Origin of the sequence: Hylemonella sp. W303a (assembly GCF_046452315.1) — a bacterium.
Taxonomy (GTDB): Bacteria; Pseudomonadota; Gammaproteobacteria; order Burkholderiales; family Burkholderiaceae_C; genus Hylemonella.
Genome location: NZ_JBKFDG010000005.1, coordinates 35,857 through 60,990 on the forward strand (window position 1 = coordinate 35,857; position 25,134 = coordinate 60,990).

The following is a 25,134-nucleotide window of genomic DNA, read 5'->3' on the forward strand; positions in this document are numbered from 1 at the left end:
ACCATGAGCCCCTTGCTCACTTACGCCATCGCCGCCACACTGGTTCTTTACGTGGTGGCCATGGGCCTGGGCTTGCTGCGCATGCTGCGCGGGCCCAGCGCCCAGGACCGCGTGTTGGCGCTGGACTTCATCTACGTGGTCGGCATGCTGGTGATGCTTGTGCTGGCCATCCGCTACGACAGCAGCATGTACTTCGAGGGCGCCTTCCTGATGGTGCTGTTCGGCTTCGTCGGGTCGCTCGCCTTGGCCAAGTTCCTGTTGCGCGGCGAGGTGATCGAATGACGCCCTGGAGCGACTATGTGGTGGCAGCCCTGCTGCTGCTCAGCGGCGTGGTGGTGCTGGCCGCTGGCCTGGGCCTGTGGCGCTTGCCCGATTTCTTCACGCGCATGCACGCGCCCGCGTTGGCGTCCACGCTGGCGGCCTGGATCGTGGCCTTGGCCTCGATTGTCCATTTCTCGGCGCGCGCGGGCTCTCTCGCCTTGCACGTGTGGTTGATCATCATCGTTCTGTCGATCACCGCGCCCGTGACCACCCTCGTGCTGGCGCGCGCGGCCTTGTTCCGGCGCCGTCGCGCGGGGGATGCCTTGCCACCCCCCCTGGGTCGCTCCGAGGGCGGTCAGACGGGTCGATGAACCCGAGGGGCGAGGCACGGTGGGTGCCCGTCGAATCCCCGGGCGCGCCGCGAAAGTCGGTTATCGTCGGTTTACATTCCGACTCACCGAATCTGCTCCTTTTTTGAGAGCGCAAGCATGCCCCACGACCTCAGTCTGATCGCCACCCTCGCCTTCGGTTTTGGCATTGCCATGGTGCTGGGCCTGCTGGCCACCAAGCTCCACATGCCGCCGCTGGTGGGCTACTTGGTCGCGGGCATCGTGGTCGGACCCAATTCGCCGGGCTTCGTGGCCGATGTGGGCTTGGCCAGCCAGCTGGCCGAGATCGGCGTGATGCTGCTGATGTTCGGCGTGGGGCTGCACTTTTCCCTGGAGGACCTGATGGCGGTGCGGCGCATCGCGGTGCCAGGGGCGCTGGTGCAAATCGTCGCGGCCATGTTGCTGGGCATGGGCGTGTCCTGGTTTTGGGGTTGGGGGCTGGGGGGCTCGCTGGTGTTCGGCCTGTGCCTGTCGGTGGCCAGCACGGTGGTGCTGCTGCGCGCGCTGGAAGCCAAGAATCTGCTGAAGTCCGTCAACGGCCAAATCGCCGTGGGCTGGCTGATCGTCCAGGATTTGGTCATGGTGTTGGTGCTGGTGTTGTTGCCACCCTTGGCCGGGGTGCTGAACGCCACGCCGGAGACTGGGGCGGACTTGCTGATGCCGACCCGCGACCTCTGGGCCTCGGTGGGCCTGACCTTGCTCAAGGTGGCGGCGTTTGTCGCGCTGATGCTGGTGGTGGGTCGGCGCGTGCTGCCCCGCTTGCTGTGGTGGGTGGCCCACACCGGCTCACGCGAATTGTTCACGCTCAGCGTCGTGGCCGTCGCGGTGGGCGTGGCCTATGGGTCCTCGAAGCTGTTTGACGTGTCCTTCGCGCTCGGAGCCTTCTTCGCAGGAATGATGATGCGTGAGTCGGAGTTCAGCCACCGCGCCGCCGACGAGTCCCTGCCGCTGCGCGACGCCTTCGCCGTGCTGTTCTTCGTCTCCGTGGGCATGTTGTTCGACCCCTCGGTGATCTGGCAGCAACCCTTCAAGCTCCTGGCCGTGGTGCTGGTCATCCTGGTGGGAACGCCGCTGGTGGCCATCGCCATCGTGCTGCTGTTCCGCTATCCCTTCAACACGGCGCTGACCGTGGGCGCGAGCCTGGCGCAGATCGGCGAGTTCTCCTTCATCCTGGCGGGCATGGGCGTGGCCCTGCACTTGATGCCGAAAGAGGGTCAGAGCCTGGTGCTGGCGGGCGCGCTGATCTCCATCGCGCTCAATGTGTCCCTGTTCGCGGCCATTGATCCGGTCCGGCGCTGGTTGCTGGCGCGTTCCGAGTTCGCGCGCCGCCTGGAGTTGCGTGATGACCCGCTGTCCGAATTGCCGATGAGCACCGACCCGCGCTTGCTCAGCAAGCAAGTGGTGCTGGTGGGTTATGGACGCGTGGGGCGCCGCATCGCGCGCAGCCTGAGTGACCACCACATCCCCTACGTGGTCGCCGAGGAGAACCGCGAGCTGGTGGACGCCTTGCGCAAGAAGGGCGTGCCCGCCGTCAGCGGCGACGCCCAGACGCCGGAGGTGCTGATCCAGGCCCATGTGACGCGCGCGGCCATGCTGGTCATCGCCATCCCCGACGCCGTGAATGTGCGGCAGATGGTCGAGATCGCCCGCCAGCTCAACCCCGACATCCAGGTCGTGCTGCGCACCCACAACGACGAAGAAGCCGAGCTGCTGCAAAAGGACACTCAGGGCACGGTGTTCCTGGGCGAGCACGAACTCGCGCGGGGCATGACGGACCACGTGCTCAAGCAACTGCTGCCTGGCCACGCGCGCGGGCATTGACGTGCCTAACGAGCCAGCAGAGGCCACCTGAGCCGCCGCACCTGGGCCGCCGCACCCGCGCCGTCGCGGCGGCGGTCTCAGACCCCCCGCGCCCGCTCCGCGTGAAAGCGCGCGGTGAACGCGGCGAAGGCGCCCGCGTCCAGCGCCTCCCGCACTTCGCGCATGAGGTTCAGGTAGTAGTGCAGGTTGTGGATGGTCGCCAGCATGGGGCCCAGCATTTCGCCGCAGCGGTCCAGGTGGTGCAGGTAGGCGCGTGAGAAGCCTTGCCACCCGTGGTCCGGGCCGCCTTGCTCCCAGCTGATGCCGGCGCTGCCCGCGCAGGCGTAGCAGGTGCAGCTCGGGTCCAGCGGCTGGTGGTCGGCCTTGTGGCGCGCGTTGCGCAGCTTGAGGTCGCCGTAGCGCGTGAATATCGTGCCGTTACGCGCGTTGCGCGTGGGCATCACGCAGTCGAACATGTCCACGCCACAGGCCACGCCGTTGACCAGGTCCTCCGGCGTGCCCACGCCCATCAGGTAGCGCGGCTTGTGGGCGGGCAGACGGTGCGGCGTGTGCGCCATGATGCGGTTCATCTCGTCCTTGGGCTCGCCCACGCTCACGCCGCCGACGGCATAGCCGGGGAAGTCCATCTCAACGAGGGCCTCCAGAGACTCCTGCCGCAGGTGCTCGAACATGCCGCCTTGCACGATGCCGAAGAGGGCGTTGGGGTTTTCCAGCCGCGCGAACTCAGCCTGTGAGCGTTTGGCCCAGCGCTGCGAGAGTTCCATCGACACGCGGGCCTCGGCCTCGGTGGTGATGTGGCCGCTGCCCTTGCCACCTTGCCAGTACGGCGTGCACTCGTCGAGCTGCATCACGATGTCGGAGTTCAGCGTGGTCTGGATCTGCATCGAGACCTCGGGCGACATGAAGAGCTTGTCGCCGTTGACGGGCGAGGCGAAGTGCACGCCTTGCTCGGTGATCTTGCGCATCGCGCCCAGCGACCAGACCTGAAAGCCGCCGCTGTCGGTCAGGATGGGCTTGTTCCACTGTTCGAAGCCGTGCAGGCCGCCAAAGCTCTGCATCACGTCCAGGCCCGGGCGCATCCAAAGGTGGAAGGTGTTGCCCAGGATGATCTGGGCGCCCATGTCGTGCAGGCTGCGCGGCAGCACGCCCTTGACCGTGCCGTAGGTGCCCACGGGCATGAAGATGGGCGTTTCGACGACGCCGTGGTTGAGGGTGAGACGGCCCCGGCGGGCTTGGCCCTCGGTGCGCAGCAGTTCAAAGCGGAGCATGGGATGGTGGAAGCAGTCAGCGGGCGCCGAGAGGTCAGCGGCTGAAGTTGGGCGTGTTCGAGGCGGAGGGCGCGCCCGTGGGCACTTCGATGCCCTGGTCCGGGCATTCCGCCTTGCGGGCGGCGCCGAGCGGGCAGCCGCTGGGCGGTCCCAGCTTGTCGAAGATGGCGCTCAGGCCGGTGGGCTTCTCGCCCTGGGGCGCGCCGTCGGTGCTCGGGGTGGCCGAGCTGTCGTCCGGCTTGGCGTCGATGATGACGACACCGGGGGAGGTGCCTTTGTGCATGGCGTTGCGCCGCTCCATCAGCGACTGCGCGTGCGCCGACGCGAAAGCGGACATGACGAGCAAGGCGGCCAGCAGGCCGAGGCGGGCAGGGGCCCGGGAACAGAGGTGGGGCATGCCCGCGATTGTCCCCGAAGCGGCGTGGCGGACCGCGGGCGCGGGTTTTTGCCGGACGCCGGGCGCTGGGTCCTCAAGAGAGGCCGGCGCGCGGGACGCGACCCGCGAGAGGAGGGGTCAGGCCTTGGCCTTGAGCGAACCGGGGTAAGTCAGCGTGCTCGATGTGGCGGACACCGAAAACACCACGCTGGTCGATGCCGTCTGCTGCATCAAGGACTGGTAGAGGGAGATCACGCCGTCGGGCGTCGCGGAGGATTTCGCAGCCTGCGAAATGGCCGCGCTTTGCTGAATTTGCGTCGACAGCGCCATGGCGTCGCTGGCCTGGGTGGCGATGCGGCTGGCGAGGCTGGGGTCGCTGGTGTCGGCCTTGAGCACGGCCTGCACGGCTGCCTTGTCTTTGTCGGAACCTTCCACCGTCACTTCGCCCTTGGTATTCACCGAGAACTGGACGTTGCCCTCCAGCTTGGCCAGCGCCTTCTCGAGGGCCGCGCGCAGATCGGCGGCCAGCGCCACTTGGGCGGTCTCCAGATTGCGGGCAATGGTCGCCGTCTTGAACATGCCCGCGGCGCGGTCCAGCGAGGACTGCGAAATCGTCTCGTCGCTGCTGGAGCTGGAGTTGGTCGTCGTGCTGCTGCTGGTCGATTCGGTCTTGGAGGTGGCACTGGCGATGTTGCCCGCCGTGACGGGTGACAGCAGGCCCTGAGACGCCAGATAGCCCAGCAGCGTGTTGTTGACGGTGGAAATCATGGCAAATACCCCTGAAACAGAATCAATCTGGAACAGGATTTTTGCGGGCCTGGACAGGGCGCTAAGCCAGGTGTTGAGGCCGTTTTTCCCCTCAACTGCCCGTTTTGGGGCTGGGGTGAGCGTGCTATCGGAGGGCATGGTAAGGGGGCGAGGGCGTGCGTGTACACCGCGGCCAAGCGGGCCGCTGGCGGCGCACCCGACCCCGCCCAGCGTGCGCCCCTTATTTCTTCGACAGGCGCGCGATGTCAGCCGCCAGCTCTTCCTGGCCCTTTTGGGACTTGAACTGCTGCCAGGCGGCCTGTTCGTTGTTCATGCTGGTCTTGATGGCGTTCTTGGCCACCTGCTCCGCGGCGCTGGGGTCCAGGCCGACCAGCACGTACAGCGTGCCGTCGGGGCCTTGCAGGCTGCGCACGATGCGGGTGCCTTGCAGGCTCTGGCTGGTGATCTGCTTGGTGACGGCGGTGTTCACGCGGTCCACGGTCTCGCTGCCGCCCGCGCCGGTGGTTTCGGCGTACTGCTTGATCATGTTCTCGACTTCGATGCGCATCTGCTGCGCCAACTGCACGCGCGCGGCCGTGGCCGCCATCTGCTTCATGAAGTCCAGGCCCGCTTGGGATGGCGTGGCCGAGCCCATCGCCGTGACGGCCATGCCCTCGACCGGCTGGTCACAAATCCAGCCGGGCGCGGGCTGCTTGGAGTTGGGAAAAACGCATTCCGCCACCTGGGTCGGCGCGGAGCACGCGCTGACGAGCAGAACCGCAGCCAGGGCGGCGACATGTTGTAAACGGTGTGACATACAAAGCTCCTTGTTGAAGAAAACGACGGCTCCCATGCAGCTTGCCCAAAGGTGACAGCGCATTCATTCCCGGGTGATGCGGTAGCTCACCCGGCCGCTTCCAGTGGTGAGACCCTGGAAGGAGAAAGACAAAAAGTCCTGATCGCCCGAGCGGCCATGCTCGAGCCGGGCCAGCTCGTAGGCGCGGTCGAAGGTGATTTCGCTCATCACCGCGCCGCGTTCGGTGTCCCACAGGAACAGCTTGCTGTTGGTCACGGCCGCGACGTAGCGCCAGCCAGAGAGAAAGAGGCAGTCCAGCACCTTGCTGCCGCCCTGCTCGTCGCGCGTGCGGTCCGCCACCGGGGCGGAAACGAACGTGGCGACTTCCTTGTCGGCCCCCAGGTCCAGCACATGCACGGTGGAGCCATAGCTGCGCTGCGGCCGTCCGCCCAGCAACTGCGTCTTGCGGATGTAGCCGCCCACCGCCACCATCTTGCCGTCCGGTGACGGCTGCGCGCAGGTGATCTCCTCGCTGAGCCAATCGCCCTCGGCCAGCTTGACGCGCTTGAGCGCGGGATCGGCCGCCGCCAGCGGCGCGGGGCGGGCTTCGGCCCGGTAATCGGCGCCGACCGTGGGCACGGCCTGCAGCCGCACGCTGAACAGCCGGGGGTTGGTGTAGTCCAGCACTTGCAGGCCCAGGGCCTGGGCGGTCGCGTCCACCGCGCGCTGCACGGCGTTGCTCACGGCCGCGCTCTCGGTCAGGCCGTCCGAGGGCGGCAAGCCCTTGACGCCCATGGGCGGCGAAGCGGCGGCGCGCACCTGCGCGTCCTCGCCCACGTAGCGGATGTCGGACAGCGCCGTGGCGCTGTACAGGCCCGCCACGCCGCGCACCACGCCCGTGTCGAGGTAGACGCGGTAGACCCCATCGAGCGCGTACTTCGCGGCGTTGGCGACGAACTCCTCGGCCGTGATCAGCGCGCCGGGGTCTTGCAACCGGCCCCAGCCTTGCTTGAGCTTGTCGGCTTGTTCGCGGTCCAGCACGGTCACGCCGTTGTCGGCCAGGATTTGCTCCAGCCGGGTCTGCGCGATGCGGGCGTGCGCCGCGGGCAGGGCAGGTGACGCATAGACCAGCACGGCCACCTTGCGCGCTGGCGTGGCGGCGCGAACCTGCCCCTGTGCTTGCGCCATCAGCCCCGCGCCGAATGCCACGGCCCAGGCCCACAGCAGGATGACGCTGGCGCGCCTCATGGGCTGATCTCCGGGTTCAGGAACTTGCCAAAGCGCTCTTGCCAGCGCCGCACCACGTTGAGCGCCAGCACGTCCATCGTCATCTCGGCCGACACCGGGTTCCAGCCCGTCAAACCTTGGAAGCGGTCGGTGTAGACCGGCTTGCCGCCGTCCCAGAGCAGGGTCCAGAGCAGACCTTCGAATTGGTAGGCGCGCGACGGTGAGCCGTTGGGGCTGGTGTCTTGGCGGCTGTTCAGTTTGCCCGACGCCAAGACCACGAGCATGGGGCGGTCCGTTTGGCCTGGGGCGCCCAGCTTTTCCGGCAGATTGCCTTGCAGCAGAGCCTGAGTTTGCGCGGGCGGCAGGGTCGCGTTGCGGGTTTGGATATCGGCGCCCAGGGCGCGGAAGCCATTGCCCACCTCGTCGCAGGCCTTGTGCCAGGGTGTGGTTGACGCGGTCTGCGCCGACTGCACCGCATGTGTGGTTTGTGCGGTCAGCGCGGTCTGTACCCTCTGCAGGCACAGCAGCTCCAGCGGCCGCCCCTCAAAGTACTGCCGCCAGCGCGCCGTTTCCAGGTCGGCTGCCGAGCAGTTCAGGCTGCTGGCGCGCTGGCGGGCCACGGCACTGCGGTCCACCAGTTGCCGCGCCGTGAGCGCGAGTTGGTAATACGTCTTGGCGCCGCAGCGGTTGGCGCGCAACTCCTCCGCCTCGGCCAGCTTGAGGTAGAGATCTCCCGGCGCGAACAGCGGCGGCAGGCCGTTGGCATGCTGGCGCAGCAGGTCCCGATAGGTGCCGATGGCACTCAGGCGCAGGCGCGCCTTGGCCGCCTCATCGGGCGCATCCTCGGCCTTGAGCAACTGAGCATCGGCCTGGGCGAGACGTTGGCGCACGCCCTCCAGCTCGCGCGCGGCGGTGCCCAAGCTCGTGTCCAGCCGCCGCAGCAGCTGCGTGTAGTACGCGGGTGAACTGGCTTCGGGAATCAGCGCCAGCGTGATGCGCGGTAGCCCGTCCTGCGCCGCCTCCAGCGCGGTCTGGCGCGCGCCCAGGGGTTGCGTCTCGTCTTGCGCGGTCGCCAGTTGCTCGTTGAATTGCGTGAACCATTGGCGTGCGAGGGCGGCGCGCTTCTTCTCTTCCACGATCTGCTGGGCGATGCGCACGCGCACCCAGACCTGGCAATTCGCGGCATCCTCCCACGTGGCCACGGTCTCGACGTTTTCCAGCGTGGCCTGGGTGGAGGTTTCCGTCAGCGTGCGCAGGGTGGACTCTGTCAGCACCGCGCCGCCGCTTTGGCGTTGAGATTGCTCCATCGTCAGCGAGTTGCGCACTTCGACCTGGATCAGGCTGGCCAGGCTGCGCAAGGCGTTCTGCCGCGCGGAGTCCAAGCGCTCGGCCAAGGGGCCGCTGCTCAGGCTGGACACGCCGGCCGCGAAGAAAAAGGCACCGGAAATCGCGTCGGGGCTGGCCACCCAAGGGGGCTGCGCCCCGTTGCCCGGACAGGTAGCGGCCCCTGCGAGCGGGGCCGCAGTAAAGAAAAACAGGGCCGTCACCGTCAACCGTGCCAGCATGGGACGGCCCCTGGAAAAGCGCGCGCTCGACATGGACGGCGATCAGCGTGGCATCAGAAGCGCACGGTGGTGCCGAAGAGGATGCCGGTGGTGTCGGAGGGGTCCTCGGAGCGTTGGTACACGCTGATGTCAAAGCTGGCCGATTCGTTGATGAAGTACGAGAAGCCGCCCTTGAGCGTGAAGGTGGAACTGCTGTCGGTGGTGGTGCTGCCCACGCTCCAGACCGTGGTTTCCGAGGTGCCCACGCCCGCTTCCACGAAGGGTACGAATTCCCCAGTTCTCCCCACCTGGAAGTAATACCGCGCACCCACGTCGAACCCGTTGGTGACCTGTTCCGAGTACGGTGCGTGCTGCCACGTGTAGAAGCGCGTGTAGCCCAGCTTGAGCACCATCTGGGGCGTCAGGTAAAAACCGTAGCTCGCCCAGATGACGGTGCGGTCGTAGTTGTCGGTGCTGCTGATGTCGCCGGACAAGCTGATTTCACTGCGCTTGTCTTGCGCCTGGGCCTCGCTGGCCAGACCCAGCACAGCGACCGCCGCCAGAGTGAGTGAGGCCAGAAGTCGGCGCAGGGGGGAGGGGGAACGCATGGTGAGTACTCCTTGAAGGATGTGTGACAGGGTGAGTGGAAGCGGGGTACCGGTGTGGCACCGGGCTTGGCGCGCATTCTGGAAGCGCGACCTGGAAAGCAACATCCCGAATTCATGTGATGTCCCACCGTGGCCGACGCTGGGTATAAAGACGACTTGAACAGCCCCGCAGACCCAAACTCCCTTTCTTCCATGTTGTCCGTGTTGGTGGTCGAGGACGACCCGCAGACCCGCGATTTCTTTGCCCGCTGCATCCAGGACACGCCCGGGTTGTCGCTGGTCGGCGCCGCGGCCACGGTGGCCGCCGCCAAGGCCTGGCTGGACAGTGCCGAGTTGGTGCTGGACGTGCTGCTCGTGGATCTGGGCCTGCCCGATGGTTCCGGTCTCGATGTGATGCGCCATGCCTTCGCCCGCTTTCCGGCGGTGGACATGCTGGTCATCTCCATGTTTGGCGACGAGGACAGCGTGCTCGACAGCATCGAAGCCGGTGCCGTGGGCTACATCCACAAGGACGAGCGTCCCGAGAACATCGCGCAGACCATTCTGCAAATCCGCGCGGGCGCCTCGCCCATCTCGCCCATGGTCGCGCGGCGCGTGCTGCGGCGCTACCGGGCACTGGCCGAAGCCGCGCCTGCCGCGCCCCCGGTCTTGCCCGAGGCGCAAGCACCTGCGCTGTCGACGCGAGAACAAGCGGTGCTGGAGTTGATCGCGCGCGGCTTTTCCTACGCCGAGATCGCACGCCTGCAGGAAATCAGCGTGCACACGGTGCAAACCCACATCAAAAACCTCTACCAGAAGCTGGCCGTGCATTCGCGGGGCGAGGCGGTGTTCGAGGCCACCCGCATGGGCCTGCTGAAATCGTTTTGAGCATGGCCATGGCGCTGCCCATTCCCGCGAAATCCGCGCTTGCGCAGGGCGTGCGTGGTTGGCGCCGACTGGGTCTCACCGCCGGTCTGATCGTTTGTGGCCTCGTGAGCGCGGCGGCCACCGGCGCACCCTACGCGGGAAGCAGCACTCCCGGCGCAGTGCCTGTTGCCCCGATGGCCCCGGCCTTGCAAGAGCTGGCGCAGGCCCGCGCGGTGGTGCACGTCGTGGGACAAGCGCCGGTGGCGCTGGGCGCGGTCACCTTGCCGTACCACTGGGACCGCGTGCACCCGGGCCGTGCCGGTCAGGCTGAATTCGAACTGCGCTTCGACGTCCCGAAGGTGGGCCAGGGCGAAGGTGAGCCTTATGGCATTTACTTTCCGCGCATCGGCAACACCGCCGAGATCTGGCTCAACGGCACCCTGCTCGAACGCCTGGGCGATCTGAACCAGCCGAACACGGCGGATTACTCCCGCGCGCCGCAGTACGTCACGGTGCCGCCGCAGTTGATCACGGACACCGACAACCGCCTGTTCATCCGCTTGAACGCCGATGAAGGACGTCGCGGCGGCCTGGCGCGTCCTCTGCTGGGGCCGCAGGCCGAGGTGCGTCCGCTGTACGACGCCAGCTACCGCATGCGGGTCGAGATGTCCGTCATCATCGCCGCGTTCAGCCTGCTGGTGGGCAGCCTGGCCTTGGCCTTGTGGTTCACGCAGCCCGAGAGCGAGCCGGTTCAGGGACAGGTCGGGCCGCAATCCAATGCGCTGTACCTTGCCGCCTTCTTGGCCGAGTACTGCTGGGCCTTGCGCGTGGGCGACGTGGTGTTTCACAGGCCGCCGCTGCCCTGGCCGGTTTGGAACGTGGTGGTGACCGTGGCCTTCGCTGGTTGGATCGCGGGGGTGGGGTGGTTCTGCCACTGCGTGGCGGGCTGGCATCAGCGGCCCTCGGCGCGCTGGGTCAAATGGGGGCTGGGCGCGTTGGTGGTCACGGCCATGCTGGCGTCGTCGCTGACCCAGTGGCTCGACAACCCCGTGTGGCTGACGATGTGGCTGGGCATGGCCAATCTGATCTTCGTGGCCTATGCGCTGCTGTACCTCTGGCGCGCCTTGCTGCATCTGGGGGATCGCACGCGCCTGGTCGTGGGCTTGATCGGCACGATCAACGTCGCCATGGGCGTGCGCGATTGGTTGGCCATCCGCCTCGCGGCAGGGAGCCTGGAGGTCAACACCTGGATACGCTATTCCTCGGTGCTGTTTGGGCTGGCCCTGATCGTGATCATGATCCAGCGCTTTCGCGCGGCCAGCCAGTACGCGCGTGAACTGACCCAGCAGTTGAGCGCGCGCGTGGCCGCGCGCGAGCAAGAGCTGGCCCAGAGTTACGCGCGCCTCGAAAACTTGGCGCGCGACCAGGCGCGCCAGCAGGAGCGCGGCCGCATCCTCAAGGACATGCACGACGGCGTGGGCGTGCACCTGAGCACCGCCATCCGCCAGCTGCGTTCGGGTGCCACCAACAGCGAGGAGCTGTTGCGCACGCTCACCGACTCCTTGGACCAGCTCAAACTTTCCATCGACGCCATGCAGGTCGAGCCCGGTGACGTGGGTGCGATGCTGGCGGCCTTGCGTTACCGGCTGGAGCCGCGCCTGCGCGCGGGCGGCATCACGCTGCACTGGACGGTGGACGAGTTGCCGCCGCTGGCGCGATTGGATGTGGGCGACGCGCGCAACCTGCAGTTCCTGCTCTTCGGTGCCATTTCCAACGTGCTGCAGCATGCGCAGGCCAGCCAACTCAGCGTGTCCGCCCAGCGTGACCACGGCCCCGAGGGCGAGGCCCTGCACATCGTGATCGAGGACGATGGGCTGGGCTTCGAGCCCGCCCTCACGCCGGGCAAGGGCCTGCAAGCCATGCACGAGCGCGCCGCCGCGCTCTCGGCCCGATTGGCGATCGTCAGCTCCGATCAGGGCACCCGCGTCGAACTGATGCTGCCCATCGCGCCGCCGGGGCCCTCGGCCGCGCCCGCATCGGCCACCCCGTAGTCGCGGGCCCGAGCCCTGTCGATGCACGCCGCGCGGTCGGCCTGGGTGCCCACGCGGGCCGCCTTGGCTTCTGGACGAGAATGTGCTTTCGCGCGCCCTCATTCCCACCCACAAGGAGACACAGAAGATGAACCGCGTTGAGCGCCACGCCTGCTTTGGTGGCCGTCAAGAAGTTTGGAAGCACCCGTCCGCCACGCTGGGCTGCGAGATGAGATTCGGCGTGTACCTGCCGCCCGCTGCCGTCGCTGGCGAGCGCTGCCCCGTGCTGTACTGGCTGGCCGGCCTCACCTGCAATGAGCAGACCTTCATCACCAAGGCGGGTGCGCAAGAGCATGCGGCACGCCATGGTCTCATCCTCGTCGCGCCCGACACCAGCCCACGTGGACCGGGCGTGCCCAACGTGGACAGCTACGACCTGGGCGAGGGCGCGGGCTTCTACATCAATGCCACGCAAGCCCCTTGGTCCCAGCACTACCGCATGCAAGACTATGTGGCGCAGGAACTGCCAGCGCTGGTGGAACAACAATTCCCGACCACCGAAGCGCGCGGCATCTTCGGCCACAGCATGGGCGGCCATGGCGCGCTCGTCACCGCGCTGCGCAACCCGGGCCGTTACCGCAGCGTCTCGGCCTTCGCACCCGTGGTCGCGCCCAGCCAGGTGCCCTGGGGCAGCAAGGCCTTCGCAGCGTATCTGGGGGAGGACCGCGCGGCGTGGAAGGACTGGGACGCGGTGGAGCTGATTGCCAGCGCCACCGAGCGCTTGCCGCTGCTGGTGGACCAGGGCGACAGCGATGAATTCCTGAGCAAACAGCTGCGGCCGGAGTTGCTGCAGCAAGCCTGCGACGCAGCAGGGCATTCGCTGACGCTGCGTCGCCACCCCGGCTACGACCACAGTTACTACTTCATCGCCAGCTTCATCGGCGACCACTTGGCGCACCACGCGGCCTCGTTGCGCTGAGACTGTCCTAGCCACTTGCCATTCGCCCCGGCGCTTTGTTGGGGGCTGGTGGATGCTCCTGGCGCGTGCGGGGTCTCGCCTGACAACCTGCGCTGCGCGCGCGACAGGAGCCACTCAAGGCGACGCCAGGCCGGACGATATGATGGGGACAAGCCGGAGTTTTTGGGGCGCGGCCTCTCGCCGTCGCCGGTCGTCTTGAACCAGGGGCTTCTTGATGCACGATTCCGATGCCCAGGGCCCGCCTGCCAGCACCGCGGGCGTCGCTGCCATGCCGTTGCGGCTGTTGCTGCGCTTCGCCGACGCCGCTTATGAGCAGCGCTTCGTGAGGCATTACGTTGCCTTCTATTTCCGTTATGCCCAGGCCAGCCTGGTGCTGGGCGCGGTGCTCATCGTCGGTGACTACCTGGTGGACCACATTGCTTACGGGGGCGTGGGCGCCAATCTGCTGCGCTTGACGCTGGCCCTGCCGGTGTTGCTGGCGGGCCTGGGGTATTCGCTCCTGCCGGACGCGCGCCGGCATTGGCAGCCGGTGATGAGCTGCTTCATCGTCACCGTCGCTTTCTGCCTCTTCTTCACCCTGACGCGCATCGACGCCGAGGGCGGCGCTGGCCTGCGCAGCTGGGTTGGCGTGCTCAATTTCACTTTCTTGCAGTTCTATTGCTTCGTGATCCTGGGGGTGCAGTTCCGCTACGCCTTGGCCTCGGGGCTGGTCATCCTGGCGGCGTTCGAGTACGCGCTCTGGTGGCACGCCGACCTGACACCGGCTTGGGCGGCTTACTGGTCGTACCACGTGCTCACGCTCTTCATCCTCGCGGCGGGCATCGGCTGGTGGCGCGAGTACCTGCTGCGCAAGGAGTTCGTGGCACGTGCCAGTCTGGACGATTCCCGCGCGGCGGCTGAACAACGTGCCCTGCGGCTCGCGCATTACGACGAAGTGACCGGCCTGCCCAATCGCCGTTTGTTCGCCGAGCTGGCGGTGCCGGTGATCGAGCGTGCGCGGCGCGGTGGGGCTGGCTGCACGATGCTGCACGTCGAGATCGACCGCCTCAGCGGCATCCACCATGTGTATGGCCGCGCCGCGGGCGACGCGGCCCTGGCCGACATCACTCAGCGCATACGCTTGTGCATCCGCAGCGGCGACCTGGCCGTCGTCAGTTCATCGAGCGAGGGCGCGGGCGTGGTGGCGCGTCTGGGCGACAGTGCTTTCTCCATCCTGCTGAACGAACTCAGCCACCAGGAGCGTGCCTCCGTGGTCGCCCAGCGCCTGATGGCCGCCGTGGCCCAGCCCGTGGTCGTGGACGGGCAACCCTTGGTGCTGTCGGCGAGCATCGGCATCGCGTTGTTTCCAGGCGATGCCCCGGACCTGACGGGCCTGATGCAATGCGCCGCGCAGGCGGCGCGCGCCGCTGCCGAGGCGGGCGGCGGCCAACACATGTTCTTCGACGCCGCGCACAACGCCCAGGCGCGTGAGCGTGTGCTGCTCGAAAACGAACTGCGACAAGCCATCCAAACCGGGCAGCTTTGCCTGCACTACCAGCCCAAGGTGGACGTGCGCAGCGGCCGCATGGCGGGCGCCGAGGCCCTGGTGCGCTGGGCACACCCGCAGCGAGGCTTGATTCCACCCGGGCAGTTCATTCCCCTGGCCGAGGAGAGTGGCCTCATCGGCCCCTTGACCGATTGGGTGCTGCACGCCGCCTGTGGCAGCTTGCGCCGCTGGTCCGACGCGGGGCTGCCCGAGCTGCCGCTGTCGGTCAATCTGCCTGCGTCCAGCCTGGCCGACTCGCGCTTGCTGGACCAACTGGCGGCGCTCATGCAGCGCCACGGGTTACGTCCCTCCAGCCTCATCCTGGAGTTGACCGAGACCATGCTGATGCGCGACATTGGCGCGGCCATCGGCGTGCTCGAACGCCTGCGCGACCAGGGCTATGGCTTGGCGCTGGACGACTTTGGCACCGGCTATTCCTCGCTCAATTACCTCAAGCGCCTGCCAGTGAGCGAATTGAAGATCGACCGCGCTTTCGTTATCGACGTGGCGCGCGGCGGCCGCGATGGCGCACTGGCCGCCGCAGTCATCACCTTGGGCAAGGAGCTGGGCTTGCAGGTCGTGGCCGAGGGCGTGGAGACCGAGGAGCAGTCGGAGTTCCTGCGCGGCCGGGGCTGCGTGTTGCAGCAAGGCTACTTGCATTCCCGCCCCCTGCCGCAGAGCGAGTTCGAGGCGATGCTGCGCGCGCAAGCGCGCTGATCCTGCGGGCTCGGACCGCGACGCGATGGCTGGGCGCCCCGGGGCGCGGCGTCTGGATGGCGTGAACCTTTTTTGTTAATGACAAGCCATTTGCATTAAGATGCCGGGCTTTCGTCATTGACCGAGCACGGCTTGGCGCCGTGTTCCCGCCGTTTTCATGTCTTTCCCTTCCCGTTTGGCGAGCATCGACGCGCTGCGAGGCGCGGTCATGGTCCTGATGCTCGTGGACCATGCGCGCGAGTTCTTCTTCCTGCACCGGCAGGTGGCCGACCCGATGCTGGTCGAAGCGACATCGCCGGACTTGTTTTTCACCCGGTTGCTCAGTCATTTCTGCGCGCCGATCTTCGTGCTGCTCACGGGGCTGGGCGCTTGGCTCCATGCGCACCGCCCTGGCGTGGGGCCCGCGCAGACCTCCGCTTACCTCTTCAAGCGCGGCTTGCTGCTCATCGTGCTGGAGTTGACGCTGGTCGGCTTCGCCTGGAGCTTTGAGTTCCCGCCCCGCGTGGTCTACCTGCAAGTGATCTGGGCCATCGGCCTGTCCATGCTCGCGCTCGCGGTGTTGCTGCACCTGCCGCTTTCAGTGCAGTTGGGGCTGGGCTTGTTGATCGTGTTCGGGCACAACCTGTTGGACGGCGTGCACTTCCAGCCCGGAGAGCCAGCCTACTTGGCTTGGGCTGTGCTGCACGACCGGGGCTGGATCGAGTTGAGCGAGGGCCTGCGCGCCCGCACCTCTTACCCGGTCCTGCCCTGGATCGGTGTGATCCTGCTTGGCTACCAACTGGGGCGGTTGTACCAACCCGAGCAGCCAGCGCGGCGTCGTGGCCTGTTGCTGGGCCTCGGTCTCGCGTGCCTGGGCTTGTTCCTGGTCTTGCGATGCACCCATGGCTACGGCGACCATGACTGGACGCCCGCCGCGAGCGCGCTCCAAACCGTCATGGCGTTTCTGAACGTCACGAAGTACCCACCCTCCTTGCAGTTCCTCTTGCTCACGCTGGGAGCTGGCTTCATCGCCCTGGCCTGGCTGGAGCGCGTGCGGCCCTGGCCAGCGCTGGTGGTGCTGGGCAGCGCGCCGATGTTCTTCTACCTGCTGCACCTCTATGTGCTGCACGTGTTCTACCTGCTGCTGGCGCCTGCGCAGCAACTCCCAAGCGCGCAACGCTGGGGGGTGGACGCAGTCTGGCAACTCTGGGTCATTTCCGCGCTCGTGCTGGCGCTGGTCTATGGGCCGTGTCGCTGGTACGCGCGCTTCAAGCGCACCACCACGGTGGCTGTTTTTCGCTACCTCTGATCCTTCAATGTTCTCGACTCTGCAAAAAACTGGCAATTCCATGAAAAAGAAAGCGCTCACGCTCGCCATCGCGGCGGCGTTCCAACTTTCCTCGCAAGCCCAAACCTCGGGCGAAGCAACCTTCACCCTGGGCGAAATCACCGTGCGTGAATCCTCCGGAGGCCCTCTGTCCACCAACACCATCCTCACCTCCGTGGACATCATGGGCGGCGATCAGGTGGAGGACAAGAACGTGATGAACAGCTGGGAGCTGATGGGCCAGATGCCCGGCATCCAGCTGACCGAAACCCGCATGGGCGCTGAATCCGGCAAGGCCACGTTCCGCGCCTTCAACGGCGAGGGGTACATCAACGGCATCAAGGTGTTGATCGACGGCGTGCCGAGCAACGTCAACAGCGGCAACCAGCGTTTCATCGACATGGTGTTCCCGCTGGACATCGACTACATCGAGGTGGTGCGCGGCACCAACGACCCGCGTTACGGCCTGCACAACATCGGCGGCAATTTCAACATGGTCACCCGCCAAGGTGGCAACTACTCGGACGCCCGCTTGACCTACGGCAGCTTCAACACGCGCGAAGCCCAGGTGGCGCTGGGACGCGAGTCGGACGGTTTCGCCCAGAACTACTTCATCGCCAAGCAGGATTCCGATGGCCACCGTGACCACTCCGAATCTGAAAAATACGTGCTGGGCGGCAAGTGGTTCTACACCTCCGAGGACGGCCGGGTGAAGACCGGCTTGATCGCGCGCACGTACCACCACGAAGCGGAGGAACCAGGTTTCTTGACCGCGTCGCAGCTGGCCGACAGTCGCACCCAATCCCCCGCCAAGAACGCCAATGACGGCGATGACCGCGACATGAACCAACTCAGCCTGCATCTGGACTGGCAACTGCGCGACGACCTGAGCCTGTCCAGCAAGCTCTACCGCAACAGTTACGAGGACGACCGCAAGGTCACGTTCACCAGCTACGCCACCGGCAACGCGCCGCGCCAGCGCCGCATGTGGGACGAAGTGCAGACCGGCGTATTGAGCACCTTGACCTGGCGCGTCAACCCCACGCTGACCTTGGACGGCGGTGTGAATGTCGAGCACCAGGACAACGAATACCGGCGCTACCGCTACAGCTACAGCGTGCCCACCGATTTCTCGGCGACGCCCGCTCGCATCCAGAACGACGACGAGTACACGCTGGACAACCTCGGCGCCTACCTGCAGGCCATCGTTCAGGCCACGCCGGATTTGAAGGTGATTCCCGCGCTGCGCGCCGACCGCTTCTCCGGCAGCACACGCCTGAACACCACCGGCGAGACGGCAGATTTGCAGGACTACGGCTGGATACCGCAGCCCAAGCTCAGCCTGGTCTACAGCCTGGCCACCGACGCGCACGTGTACGCCAACTGGGGGCGGACCTTCCAGGTGCTGACGGGTTCGCGCGAGCCCGCCTACATGACGAATGCTCAAAGCAAGACTTACGACCCGTCGATCAACACCGGTACCGAACTGGGCGTGAAGTTCAGCCCCGTGCCCAAGTCCGAAGTGCGGCTGGCGGTCTGGCAGCAAGACGCGACCGACGAAGTCGCCAACATGCCCAGCACCGGCACCACCGTCGGGCTGGGCGAGACACGCCGACGCGGCGTGGACCTGCAAGGCAGCGTGCAGATCAACCGCGCCTGGCGTACCTGGGCATCCCATGCCATCCAAGAGGCGCGCGTGATCAGCGGCACCGTGGACGGCGTGTCCTTGAAAGGCAAGGAAGTGTTCTCGACTCCGCGTTACATCACCAACCTCGGCATGGAGTACCAGCCCAACGCGAGTTGGCGTTTCGGCCTGCAAGGGCGCGCTCAGGACGACTACTACATCGACAACCTGAACGCGCAGGGCAAGCACGGCGGCTTTGTCTTGTTCGACACCAACCTGCGCTACGCGATCAACGCCAGCACCAGCATTGATTTTCAGATTCGCAACCTGACGGACCGCGAGTACGAATATGTCTGGTACGACAACTTCTTCTGGGGTGGTGCCAACCAAGCCATGTACTCACCCGCCCCGGGACGCGCGGCTTACGTGTCACTCGACATCAAGATGTGACGACTGACGCCCGCCGCGCCTGATGCCAGGGCAGCGCCTCACACCCGCTGCTCGATCCAGGCGAACAGCTCGTCCAGGTCGTAGTCCCCGCTGTGGGGCCTGTCCCAGGGCAGCGCCAAATCCACGTTGAGTTGGCGCTGGCGCAGTGCGGCGGCGAGCAGGGTGGGGACCGCGAAAGAAGTGTCGCTGTCCTTCGTGCCGTGGCGGATGCGCCAATGGGGCGCGGGGCGCGCGGCGTCGTCGCTGGCGTAGACCATCGCGTTCATCTGGCGCACGGTCAGAGGGTCCGCCACAAAGGCGCCGCCTTCGCTGCGACTGTGCTGGGCAGAGAACGTGGTGAAGTGCCGCAGGTCGGTCTGGGCGTCACCGAAGAGCTGGTTTTCACCCGTTTCCAGCGCGAAGCCGTCGAAGGCAGGCAGGCCCTTCATGCGGCCCATGCCCCGCACATGCGCGGCGAAATCCACGGCGCTGACTCGGCCTTGCGACACGCGCACCCCATCGCGTTGCGTCACGTCTTGCCCAGCGTCCAGCGCACGCTGGGCCGAGGCCATCAGCAGGGCTAGTATCTCGTCGCGCAGCGTGCCCGTGCCATCGGCTTGCAGGGACAGGGGCTGGCCCTGCGCGCCCCGCAGGTTCAGGCCGTTCACGTAAGCGATGAACTGCGCGCGCAGTTCTGTGGAGAGGCGCTGTTGTTCGGCGTCGAGCCGACCCACGGTTTCCTTGCGCTCGGCGCGGAAGTCCAGCATGGACACGGCGACGTTGCGGTACTCGCTGAGGCCGTGGAACTGCCATTCGTAGGCACTGTCGGCGTGCTCCAGGTTGGTGATGGGGCAGTAGGCGGACACCGCGTAGATGTCGTCACGCTGGTCGGCCGCGCCCAAGGCTTGCAGTTCACGCGCGAAATCCGCGTGGTTGCCGCTGGCGCCCAGCAGGGTCGAGAGCGCGCCCCCGGCGCTGGTGCCGTTCGAGATGATGCGTTCGGTGTTGCCGGGCAAGCGACCACCGTTCGCGATCGCGTTGTGGCGCAGCCAGCGCACGGCGGCTTTGAGGTCCACGATGGCGGCTGGCGCCTTGCCGATCCACCGGCCGTCTTCCGCGCGCAGCGTCCGGCCGCGTGCGCCAGGGGCGGCCACGATGTAGCCCCGCGCCAGCGCCTGCATGATGGTGCTGGGCCCACTGCTGGGGCCTCGCGCTCCACCCGCACCGCCTGGACCGCCTGGACCGCCCGCGCCTCCCGGACCCCCACCCGGGCGTCCACCCGCGCTGCCGGACATGCCGCCGGAGGGCGGCCCCATGCGCGCGCCACCCGGGCCACCGCCCATGCCCCCTTCACCTTGCGGGGCTCCGCCTCGGCCACCTTCGGGCATGCCGCCCATGCCACCCATCCCGCCGGGCGGACCGTCCACCCGTATCGCCAGGGTTGCGGGTCTGGCGGGCATGTACCCCCCCACGGCATTGGGCAGAAAAATGGGCGCCGTCTGTGCGTTGTAGCGACCCACGGTGCCGCCCTTGAAGTAGGCGTCGGGGATGTACAGATTGAGCGCCTGGTAGTTCGGGTCCACCGGTCGGCGCACCGTGGGCAACCCCTCGTAGGCGCGGACGTCCACCGCCAAGCCCTTGAGCACGAAGTCCTGGCGGGTGTAGCGGTTGGGGTTGAAATCCAGGTTGGATTCCGTCGTGTTGCCCATGCCCTGCGGCGCGCTCTCGGCGGAGCGCGCGGCGGGGGCCAGGCTGGCGGCCATCAAGGCCAGCGTGAATTGGCGTCGGCGGGTGTCAGTCATGGCGCGGGATGATGCGCCTGCTGTGTCAACGGATTGTGCAGATCTCGGCTCGCTTCGGTGAAGCGCAGGCCGCGCGGGACGGGCCTCCTGCGGTTGCCGAGCTCAAGCCATGGAGGCCCTCGTGTCGGCACGGGCACGACGGTTGGACATCAGCACGTTGTCCTTCTCCAGCCCCAAGCCTGCTTGCACGGCCTGGACCCAATCGCGGGTGGAGACGACGGCCGCGAAATTGCTGTGGAACACGACGCTGAACACCCGGTGGATTTCTTCCGCCGTGGCTTGGCCCGCGGCGTTGGCATAAGGCAATGAACCGCTGGCATCGGCCAGGTACTCCACCTGCAAGCCACGGTGCATGGCCTCGAAGACCGTGGAAGCATTGCAGTTGTGCGTCATGTAGCCCGCCACCGTGAGGGTGGTGATGTGGTGTTGTGCCAGCCAGTCGGCCAGATCGGTCCCGGTGAATGCGCTGGGCAAGGTCTTGGTGATGCGATGGTTGGCCTCGCGGCGCGCCACTTCCGGGTGCAACTGCCCATTGTGGGTGTCGAGTTGAAAGACCGGGGCACCGGCAGGCGCCTGATGCTGCACTACCACCACGGGCACGCCCGCCGTACGCGCCGCATCCATGGCGCGCAACACATTGGGCAAGGTCTGCGAAATGGGCGGGTGGGCAATGGGCAGCCCTCCGCCTTCGAAATATTCGTTCTGGACATCAATCACCACCAGGGCGCGGCGCAGCGTGGACTTGCTCATGAATCACTCCAAAGTTCAAGGGACAGGCGAATTCTGGGCACAGGTCGCCATTCAGAACAGCAGCCCGAATGCCATTGATCGATAGAATTGGGCCATGCGCGCGCCTGCCCCCGAAACCGTTGCCGTGGTGGCTTTTGACGGCATCAGTCCGTTCCATTTGTCCGTGCCCTGCCTGGTGTTTGGCGAAGACCAAACAAGCACCGGTCAAGCGCGTTTTCGCTTGCGGGTGTGCGCGCCGGAACCGGGCCCATTGCGAACCAATGCCGGTTTCACCATCCACACGGCCCATGGTCTGGAGGTGTTGCGCCGCGCGCAGATCGTGGTGGTGCCTTCTTGGCACCAGGACGGCCAGCCGGTGCCCCCGGCCTTGCTGCAAGCGCTGCGTCAAGCCCATCGCCGTGGCGCGACCCTCGTCGGCTTGTGCCTGGGCGCTTTTGTGCTGGCCGAGGCGGGGTTGCTGGACCAACGCCCCGCCACCACCCACTGGCACCTGGCCTCCGTCTTCGCCCAGCGCTTCCCAGCGGTCAGGCTACAGGCTGACGTGCTGTACGTGGACGATGGCGACATCCTGACCTCGGCCGGGACGGCCGCTGGCATCGACTGCTGCCTGCACCTGCTGCGCGTGCGTTACGGCGCCCAAGCGGCGAACCAGGCCGCGCGTCGCATGGTCGTGGCCCCCCACCGCGAGGGTGGGCAAGCCCAGTACATCCAGCAACCCGTGCCCATGGCCGCCGAATCCGACCGCTTGCAGCCCTTGTTGGCGTGGTTGAGCCAGCACCTGCACCAAGCGCACGCCCTGGACGATCTGGCGCAGCGCGCCCTGATGAGTCGGCGCACCTTCACGCGCCGTTTCCGTCAAGCCACCGGCACCACGGTCGGGCAATGGCTGCTGCACCAACGGCTGGCCCTGGCACAGCACCTGCTGGAAACGAGCCATCAGTCCATCGAGACCGTGGCCCTCAACGCGGGGTTTGGTTCGGCCGTGTCACTGCGACAGCACTTCGCCGCAGCATTCAACATCGCACCCACTACTTACCGGCGGCAGTTCTCAACCGCATCAACTCCGGCATAAGCGCGTAAAGCTCAACCCCGTGCGATCCCGCCAAGCCGCGCATGACTGTGGCGCCTGCGGGAGATCCCCACAAGACGGCATGCATGGCGTTCAGAGAGGGTGCTTGCTGTCACCGTGAACGGCAGCGTCACACGCCGCACCCGTGAGGCCAACACGCGTGAAAGGCAGGCAAAGGGGTGCGCAACGTGAAGGCCCTCAGCTCGCATGCCGCGCGGGCTTGCCCGGGGCGGTCAGATAGTTAGTTTGCGTGCTTCCGACCCATAGCTGACGCTCCGCAGGTCGAAAAGCGGACATGCAACGTTTAACGTGAGGCATGACCGGAGCTGCGAAGCGGCAGAGGGAATTTGCAAGCGTAGCTTGTAAATCGTCCCTCTCGACGGAATTGTTAGCCTGCATTGCGTACCCCGTTTTTCGCAATCTCGAGCCACGACCGCAAAATGGATTCGACCTCTTCACTGGGTTCAATCTCTCCCTCAGGCCAAACTTCGACTATGCCTTCAATGGCCTTTGCCAAGAACGGCATTGAATATTGCAACGGCATGGACGATACGTGAAGAGCATCGGACTCACCCGCGCGGAAGTGCATCAACTGGTGCAGTGACAAAGGGAAGGTATGAACATACTGCGATAGCCACATAGTCGTAGCAACGTAGTAGTCGTGATTGATCCCGCTGGCAGCATTCAAATCTCGCTGGCTTAGGTGCATAGCCGGAGCCTCCCCACGGGACACCTTGCCTCTTACCTCCTTTGGGGCACAGGAATAAAACGAGTTAGCGGTCAATTCCGCGGTGAGATCGCCCACTCGCTTTTGAATATCGGCCACCCGCGGATCGGCAGACCCGATCTTCTCTAGCATCGCGAGACGGCGCTGCTGGTCATGGAGTTCCCAAAGCAAGATCCGAAACTCACGCTCTGGAGACTCAACCTGATGCACACCGATATACGCAAGTGCGTCGTACGCTTCGATGAGTGCGCGGGCTACTGCACAGGCTGAGGCGACATCCCAGAGTTCCGGTATCTGTCTGGGGTCGAGGGAGGGCGACAGCTTGCGAAGGCTAATGCCGTGGCAAATCAACTTGGTGTAGATGGCATCCGAGTACGAAAGAGACTTCTGCTTGATAGGGCGCCCAACCAGCCGATCAGAGATTGCCCGGGCATGGGAAATGAGGGCATCAAACTCACGGAGCAGCTTTTGGTACCGATCGGGCGTCATGGCATGTGGACTGCTGGCTAAAGTTCGACGTAAGGGGGGGCCTCTCGCGGGATGTCCCCTTGACGGGGGGATTAGGTGGCGGGCTGTGCTGGTTACCGAGACGAGGGGTGCTCAATCTTGTACTCCTAAATCTTTTGATCCCGGTGACACTTGCTGTGGCGGACTAGCGGCTACTGACGCCATTGCGAGGCGAATCAGGTTTGCAGTCTCATCAAACCCATCGACTCGGTCTTGATTCGTCGAGGATCCCAAGTTGGAAGCACCACATTTCTCAAGTTCGAGATCGATCTGTCGATTGATCTCAGGAATTCCTCCCGCAATTATCAGGAAGCCATAAAAGGCAGCCTGAAGCGCTTGGAGTTCACCGGACTGCCGAGACACCACAGAGGCCATGTACTTGAGGTCTTGCTCAAGTTTCATGAGTCGTTCTTCGGGGGAATTCTGCATCTCGACTCCTAATGAAATGGACCGCAAAAGCGAGGCAGTTCACTGCCGCCATCGCCCTCAGTTTAAGCAGTTCGTAGTTGCTGTTCGGAGCGACCGATTCCGGGTTCCAGAGTCGGTGTCCGCTTCTGGCCGCAAGCGGAATGTCGCGAGCGAAAACTACCCCACCCGCTCCAACACCATCGCATCCCCATAGCTGAAAAACCGATAGCGCTGCGCGATCGCATGCCGGTACAGCGCCATGATGTGTTCGTAGCCCGCGAAGGCGCTGACCAGCATCATCAGCGTGGACTTGGGCAGATGGAAGTTGGTGATCAGCAGGTCGGCCACCTTGAATTCAAAACCCGGGGTGATGAAGATGTCGGTGTCGCCGCTGGCCGCGCCTGTTTGGGCCCAGGATTCCAGCGTGCGGATGGTGGTGGTGCCCACGGCGACGATGCGGCCGCCCTGGGCTTTCGTTTCCGCAATCGCTTGCTGCGTGGCGGCGGGCACCTCGTACAACTCGCGGTGCATGCGGTGTTCGGCCAGGTTCTCGGTCTTCACGGGTGAGAAGGTGCCCGCGCCCACGTGCAGGGTGACGTTGGCGCGCCGCACGCCGCGTGCGTCGAGCGCCGCCAGCACGCCTGCGTCGAAGTGCAAGGCAGCGGTGGGCGCGGCGGCGGCGCCGGGTTTGGCGGCGAAGACGGTCTGGTAACGCGCCAGGTCTTCGGGGCTGTCGCCGTGGTCTATCCCGTCACCCCGGCCGGGGTGACGTTCGATATACGGCGGCAGAGGAACGTGGCCATGCTGCTCCATCAGGGCATGCGGTTCGTCGCTGAAACGCAGGCGGAACAGCTGTCCGTCTTCATCGGGCCAGCGGCCCAGCAGCGTGGCGGTGTAGCCGCCGGTCATCTGCAGCACGGTGCCCACTGCGGGTTTCTTGCTGACCTTCATGTGGGCCACGACTTCGTGGTCCGTCAGCACGCGTTCGATCAGCAGTTCCAGCTTGCCGCCGATGGGCGCGCTGCCGCCTCGGGTGGGCGCTGGCTTGTGGCCAAACAGGCGGGCCTTGACCACCTTGGTGTCGTTGAAGACGAGCAGGTCTCCGGGCATCAGCAGTGCGGGCAGTTCGCGAAAGATGCGGTCCACCGGCAAGGCGCCGGGGGTGGGGTCGCGCCCATCGAGCAGGCGTGAGGCGCTGCGTTCAGGTGCGGGGTGCTGGGCGATGAGTTCGGGGGGCAGAGCGAAGTCGAAATCGCTAAGGGTGAAGGCGCGGCGCGCGGCGCCAGAGGCATGAGGCATGTGCTTGAGGGCCGGACGGGCCCGTTCCAAGTGAAACAGGCCCGCATTGTCGCATCGCATCGCGCCGGATCGAATCGCA

Annotated in this window: 22 protein-coding genes; 10 read left to right on the forward strand and 12 right to left on the reverse strand. The window is 66.0% G+C overall.

Translation table 11 applies throughout. The features are described 5' to 3' along the window. Positions 1-3 precede the first annotated feature (3 nt). From ACLBKS_RS10625 to ybaL, 3 genes are all read left to right on the forward strand, one after another. Entirely contained in the window at positions 4-282 is a 279-nt protein-coding gene (locus ACLBKS_RS10625; protein WP_410193039.1) for a K+/H+ antiporter subunit F, read from the forward strand. Beyond that, complete coding sequence (mnhG, locus tag ACLBKS_RS10630) at positions 279-632, forward strand: monovalent cation/H(+) antiporter subunit G (RefSeq protein WP_410192787.1); 354 nt, start codon at positions 279-281, stop codon at positions 630-632. Before ACLBKS_RS10625 ends, mnhG begins: the two co-directional genes overlap by 4 nt. A 117-nt stretch (positions 633-749) precedes the next feature. After that, a complete protein-coding gene (gene ybaL, locus ACLBKS_RS10635) occupies positions 750-2,471 on the forward strand; it encodes a YbaL family putative K(+) efflux transporter (RefSeq protein ID WP_410192788.1) in 1,722 nt (573 codons plus the stop codon). Positions 2,472-2,548: 77 nt separating this feature from the next. Here ybaL and tgt read toward each other — a convergent pair whose 3' ends face one another. From tgt to ACLBKS_RS10670, 7 genes are all read right to left on the reverse strand, one after another. Continuing rightward, on the reverse strand, positions 2,549-3,739 hold the full coding sequence (gene tgt / locus ACLBKS_RS10640; RefSeq protein ID WP_410192789.1) for a tRNA guanosine(34) transglycosylase Tgt: 1,191 nt from the start codon (positions 3,737-3,739) through the stop codon (positions 2,549-2,551). A 34-nt stretch (positions 3,740-3,773) separates the two neighbouring features. Beyond that, on the reverse strand, positions 3,774-4,136 hold the full coding sequence (locus ACLBKS_RS10645) for a hypothetical protein (protein WP_410192790.1): 363 nt from the start codon (positions 4,134-4,136) through the stop codon (positions 3,774-3,776). 117 nt (positions 4,137-4,253) lie between these two features. Further along, positions 4,254-4,883, reverse strand: a complete 630-nt coding sequence (locus tag ACLBKS_RS10650) for a hypothetical protein (RefSeq protein ID WP_410192791.1) — start codon at positions 4,881-4,883, stop codon at positions 4,254-4,256. Positions 4,884-5,103: 220 nt separating this feature from the next. Continuing rightward, positions 5,104-5,679 carry an LPP20 family lipoprotein gene (locus ACLBKS_RS10655; protein ID WP_410192792.1) on the reverse strand — a complete coding sequence of 192 codons (576 nt, stop codon included), beginning with the start codon at positions 5,677-5,679 and terminating at the stop codon, positions 5,104-5,106. 63 nt (positions 5,680-5,742) lie between these two features. Continuing rightward, positions 5,743-6,906, reverse strand: coding sequence for a hypothetical protein (locus tag ACLBKS_RS10660; protein ID WP_410192793.1), 1,164 nt, complete (start codon positions 6,904-6,906; stop codon positions 5,743-5,745). Beyond that, positions 6,903-8,450 carry an LPP20 family lipoprotein gene (locus tag ACLBKS_RS10665; protein ID WP_410192794.1) on the reverse strand — a complete coding sequence of 516 codons (1,548 nt, stop codon included), beginning with the start codon at positions 8,448-8,450 and terminating at the stop codon, positions 6,903-6,905. The genes ACLBKS_RS10660 and ACLBKS_RS10665 overlap by 4 nt, the downstream gene beginning before the upstream one ends. Positions 8,451-8,503: 53 nt before the next feature. Further along, on the reverse strand, positions 8,504-9,037 hold the full coding sequence (locus ACLBKS_RS10670; RefSeq protein ID WP_410192795.1) for an outer membrane beta-barrel protein: 534 nt from the start codon (positions 9,035-9,037) through the stop codon (positions 8,504-8,506). A gap of 192 nt (positions 9,038-9,229) precedes the next feature. Here ACLBKS_RS10670 and ACLBKS_RS10675 point away from each other — a divergent pair, with 192 nt between their 5' ends. The 6 genes from ACLBKS_RS10675 to ACLBKS_RS10700 all read left to right on the forward strand — a co-directional run bounded on the left by ACLBKS_RS10675 (position 9,230) and on the right by ACLBKS_RS10700 (position 18,514). Then, complete coding sequence (locus tag ACLBKS_RS10675; RefSeq protein WP_410192796.1) at positions 9,230-9,904, forward strand: DNA-binding response regulator; 675 nt, start codon at positions 9,230-9,232, stop codon at positions 9,902-9,904. Between the two features lie 8 nt (positions 9,905-9,912). After that, the gene (locus ACLBKS_RS10680; protein ID WP_410192797.1) at positions 9,913-11,934 is read left to right on the forward strand and encodes a sensor histidine kinase; all 2,022 of its coding nucleotides are present in this window, start codon (positions 9,913-9,915) and stop codon (positions 11,932-11,934) included. A gap of 127 nt (positions 11,935-12,061) precedes the next feature. Continuing rightward, the gene (gene fghA / locus ACLBKS_RS10685; protein ID WP_410192798.1) at positions 12,062-12,892 is read left to right on the forward strand and encodes an S-formylglutathione hydrolase; all 831 of its coding nucleotides are present in this window, start codon (positions 12,062-12,064) and stop codon (positions 12,890-12,892) included. Between the two features lie 214 nt (positions 12,893-13,106). After that, positions 13,107-15,134: a putative bifunctional diguanylate cyclase/phosphodiesterase gene (locus ACLBKS_RS10690; RefSeq protein WP_410192799.1), complete on the forward strand. Its 2,028-nt coding sequence runs from the start codon at positions 13,107-13,109 to the stop codon at positions 15,132-15,134. Positions 15,135-15,291: 157 nt separating this feature from the next. Further along, complete coding sequence (locus ACLBKS_RS10695) at positions 15,292-16,422, forward strand: DUF1624 domain-containing protein (protein WP_410192800.1); 1,131 nt, start codon at positions 15,292-15,294, stop codon at positions 16,420-16,422. Between the two features lie 40 nt (positions 16,423-16,462). Continuing rightward, on the forward strand, positions 16,463-18,514 hold the full coding sequence (locus ACLBKS_RS10700; RefSeq protein WP_410192801.1) for a TonB-dependent receptor: 2,052 nt from the start codon (positions 16,463-16,465) through the stop codon (positions 18,512-18,514). Positions 18,515-18,552: 38 nt separating this feature from the next. On the opposite strand, the gene ACLBKS_RS10705 is transcribed toward ACLBKS_RS10700, so the two are convergent. Together ACLBKS_RS10705 and ACLBKS_RS10710 are read right to left on the reverse strand one after the other, a co-directional pair. Beyond that, entirely contained in the window at positions 18,553-20,295 is a 1,743-nt protein-coding gene (locus tag ACLBKS_RS10705; protein ID WP_410192802.1) for a subtype B tannase, read from the reverse strand. Positions 20,296-20,397: 102 nt separating this feature from the next. Continuing rightward, positions 20,398-21,045 (reverse strand): cysteine hydrolase family protein, encoded by a 648-nt coding sequence (locus ACLBKS_RS10710; protein WP_410192803.1) that lies wholly within the window; start codon positions 21,043-21,045, stop codon positions 20,398-20,400. A 94-nt stretch (positions 21,046-21,139) separates the two neighbouring features. Between ACLBKS_RS10710 and ACLBKS_RS10715 the strand changes: the two genes are divergently transcribed. Continuing rightward, on the forward strand, positions 21,140-22,117 hold the full coding sequence (locus ACLBKS_RS10715) for a GlxA family transcriptional regulator (RefSeq protein WP_410192804.1): 978 nt from the start codon (positions 21,140-21,142) through the stop codon (positions 22,115-22,117). Between the two features lie 385 nt (positions 22,118-22,502). On the opposite strand, the gene ACLBKS_RS10720 is transcribed toward ACLBKS_RS10715, so the two are convergent. From ACLBKS_RS10720 to queA, 3 genes are all read right to left on the reverse strand, one after another. Next, positions 22,503-23,330 (reverse strand): hypothetical protein, encoded by an 828-nt coding sequence (locus tag ACLBKS_RS10720; protein WP_410192805.1) that lies wholly within the window; start codon positions 23,328-23,330, stop codon positions 22,503-22,505. Between the two features lie 111 nt (positions 23,331-23,441). Beyond that, complete coding sequence (locus tag ACLBKS_RS10725; protein ID WP_410192806.1) at positions 23,442-23,777, reverse strand: hypothetical protein; 336 nt, start codon at positions 23,775-23,777, stop codon at positions 23,442-23,444. Between the two features lie 156 nt (positions 23,778-23,933). Next, entirely contained in the window at positions 23,934-25,055 is a 1,122-nt protein-coding gene (gene queA / locus ACLBKS_RS10730; protein ID WP_410193040.1) for a tRNA preQ1(34) S-adenosylmethionine ribosyltransferase-isomerase QueA, read from the reverse strand. Positions 25,056-25,134 lie beyond the last annotated feature (79 nt).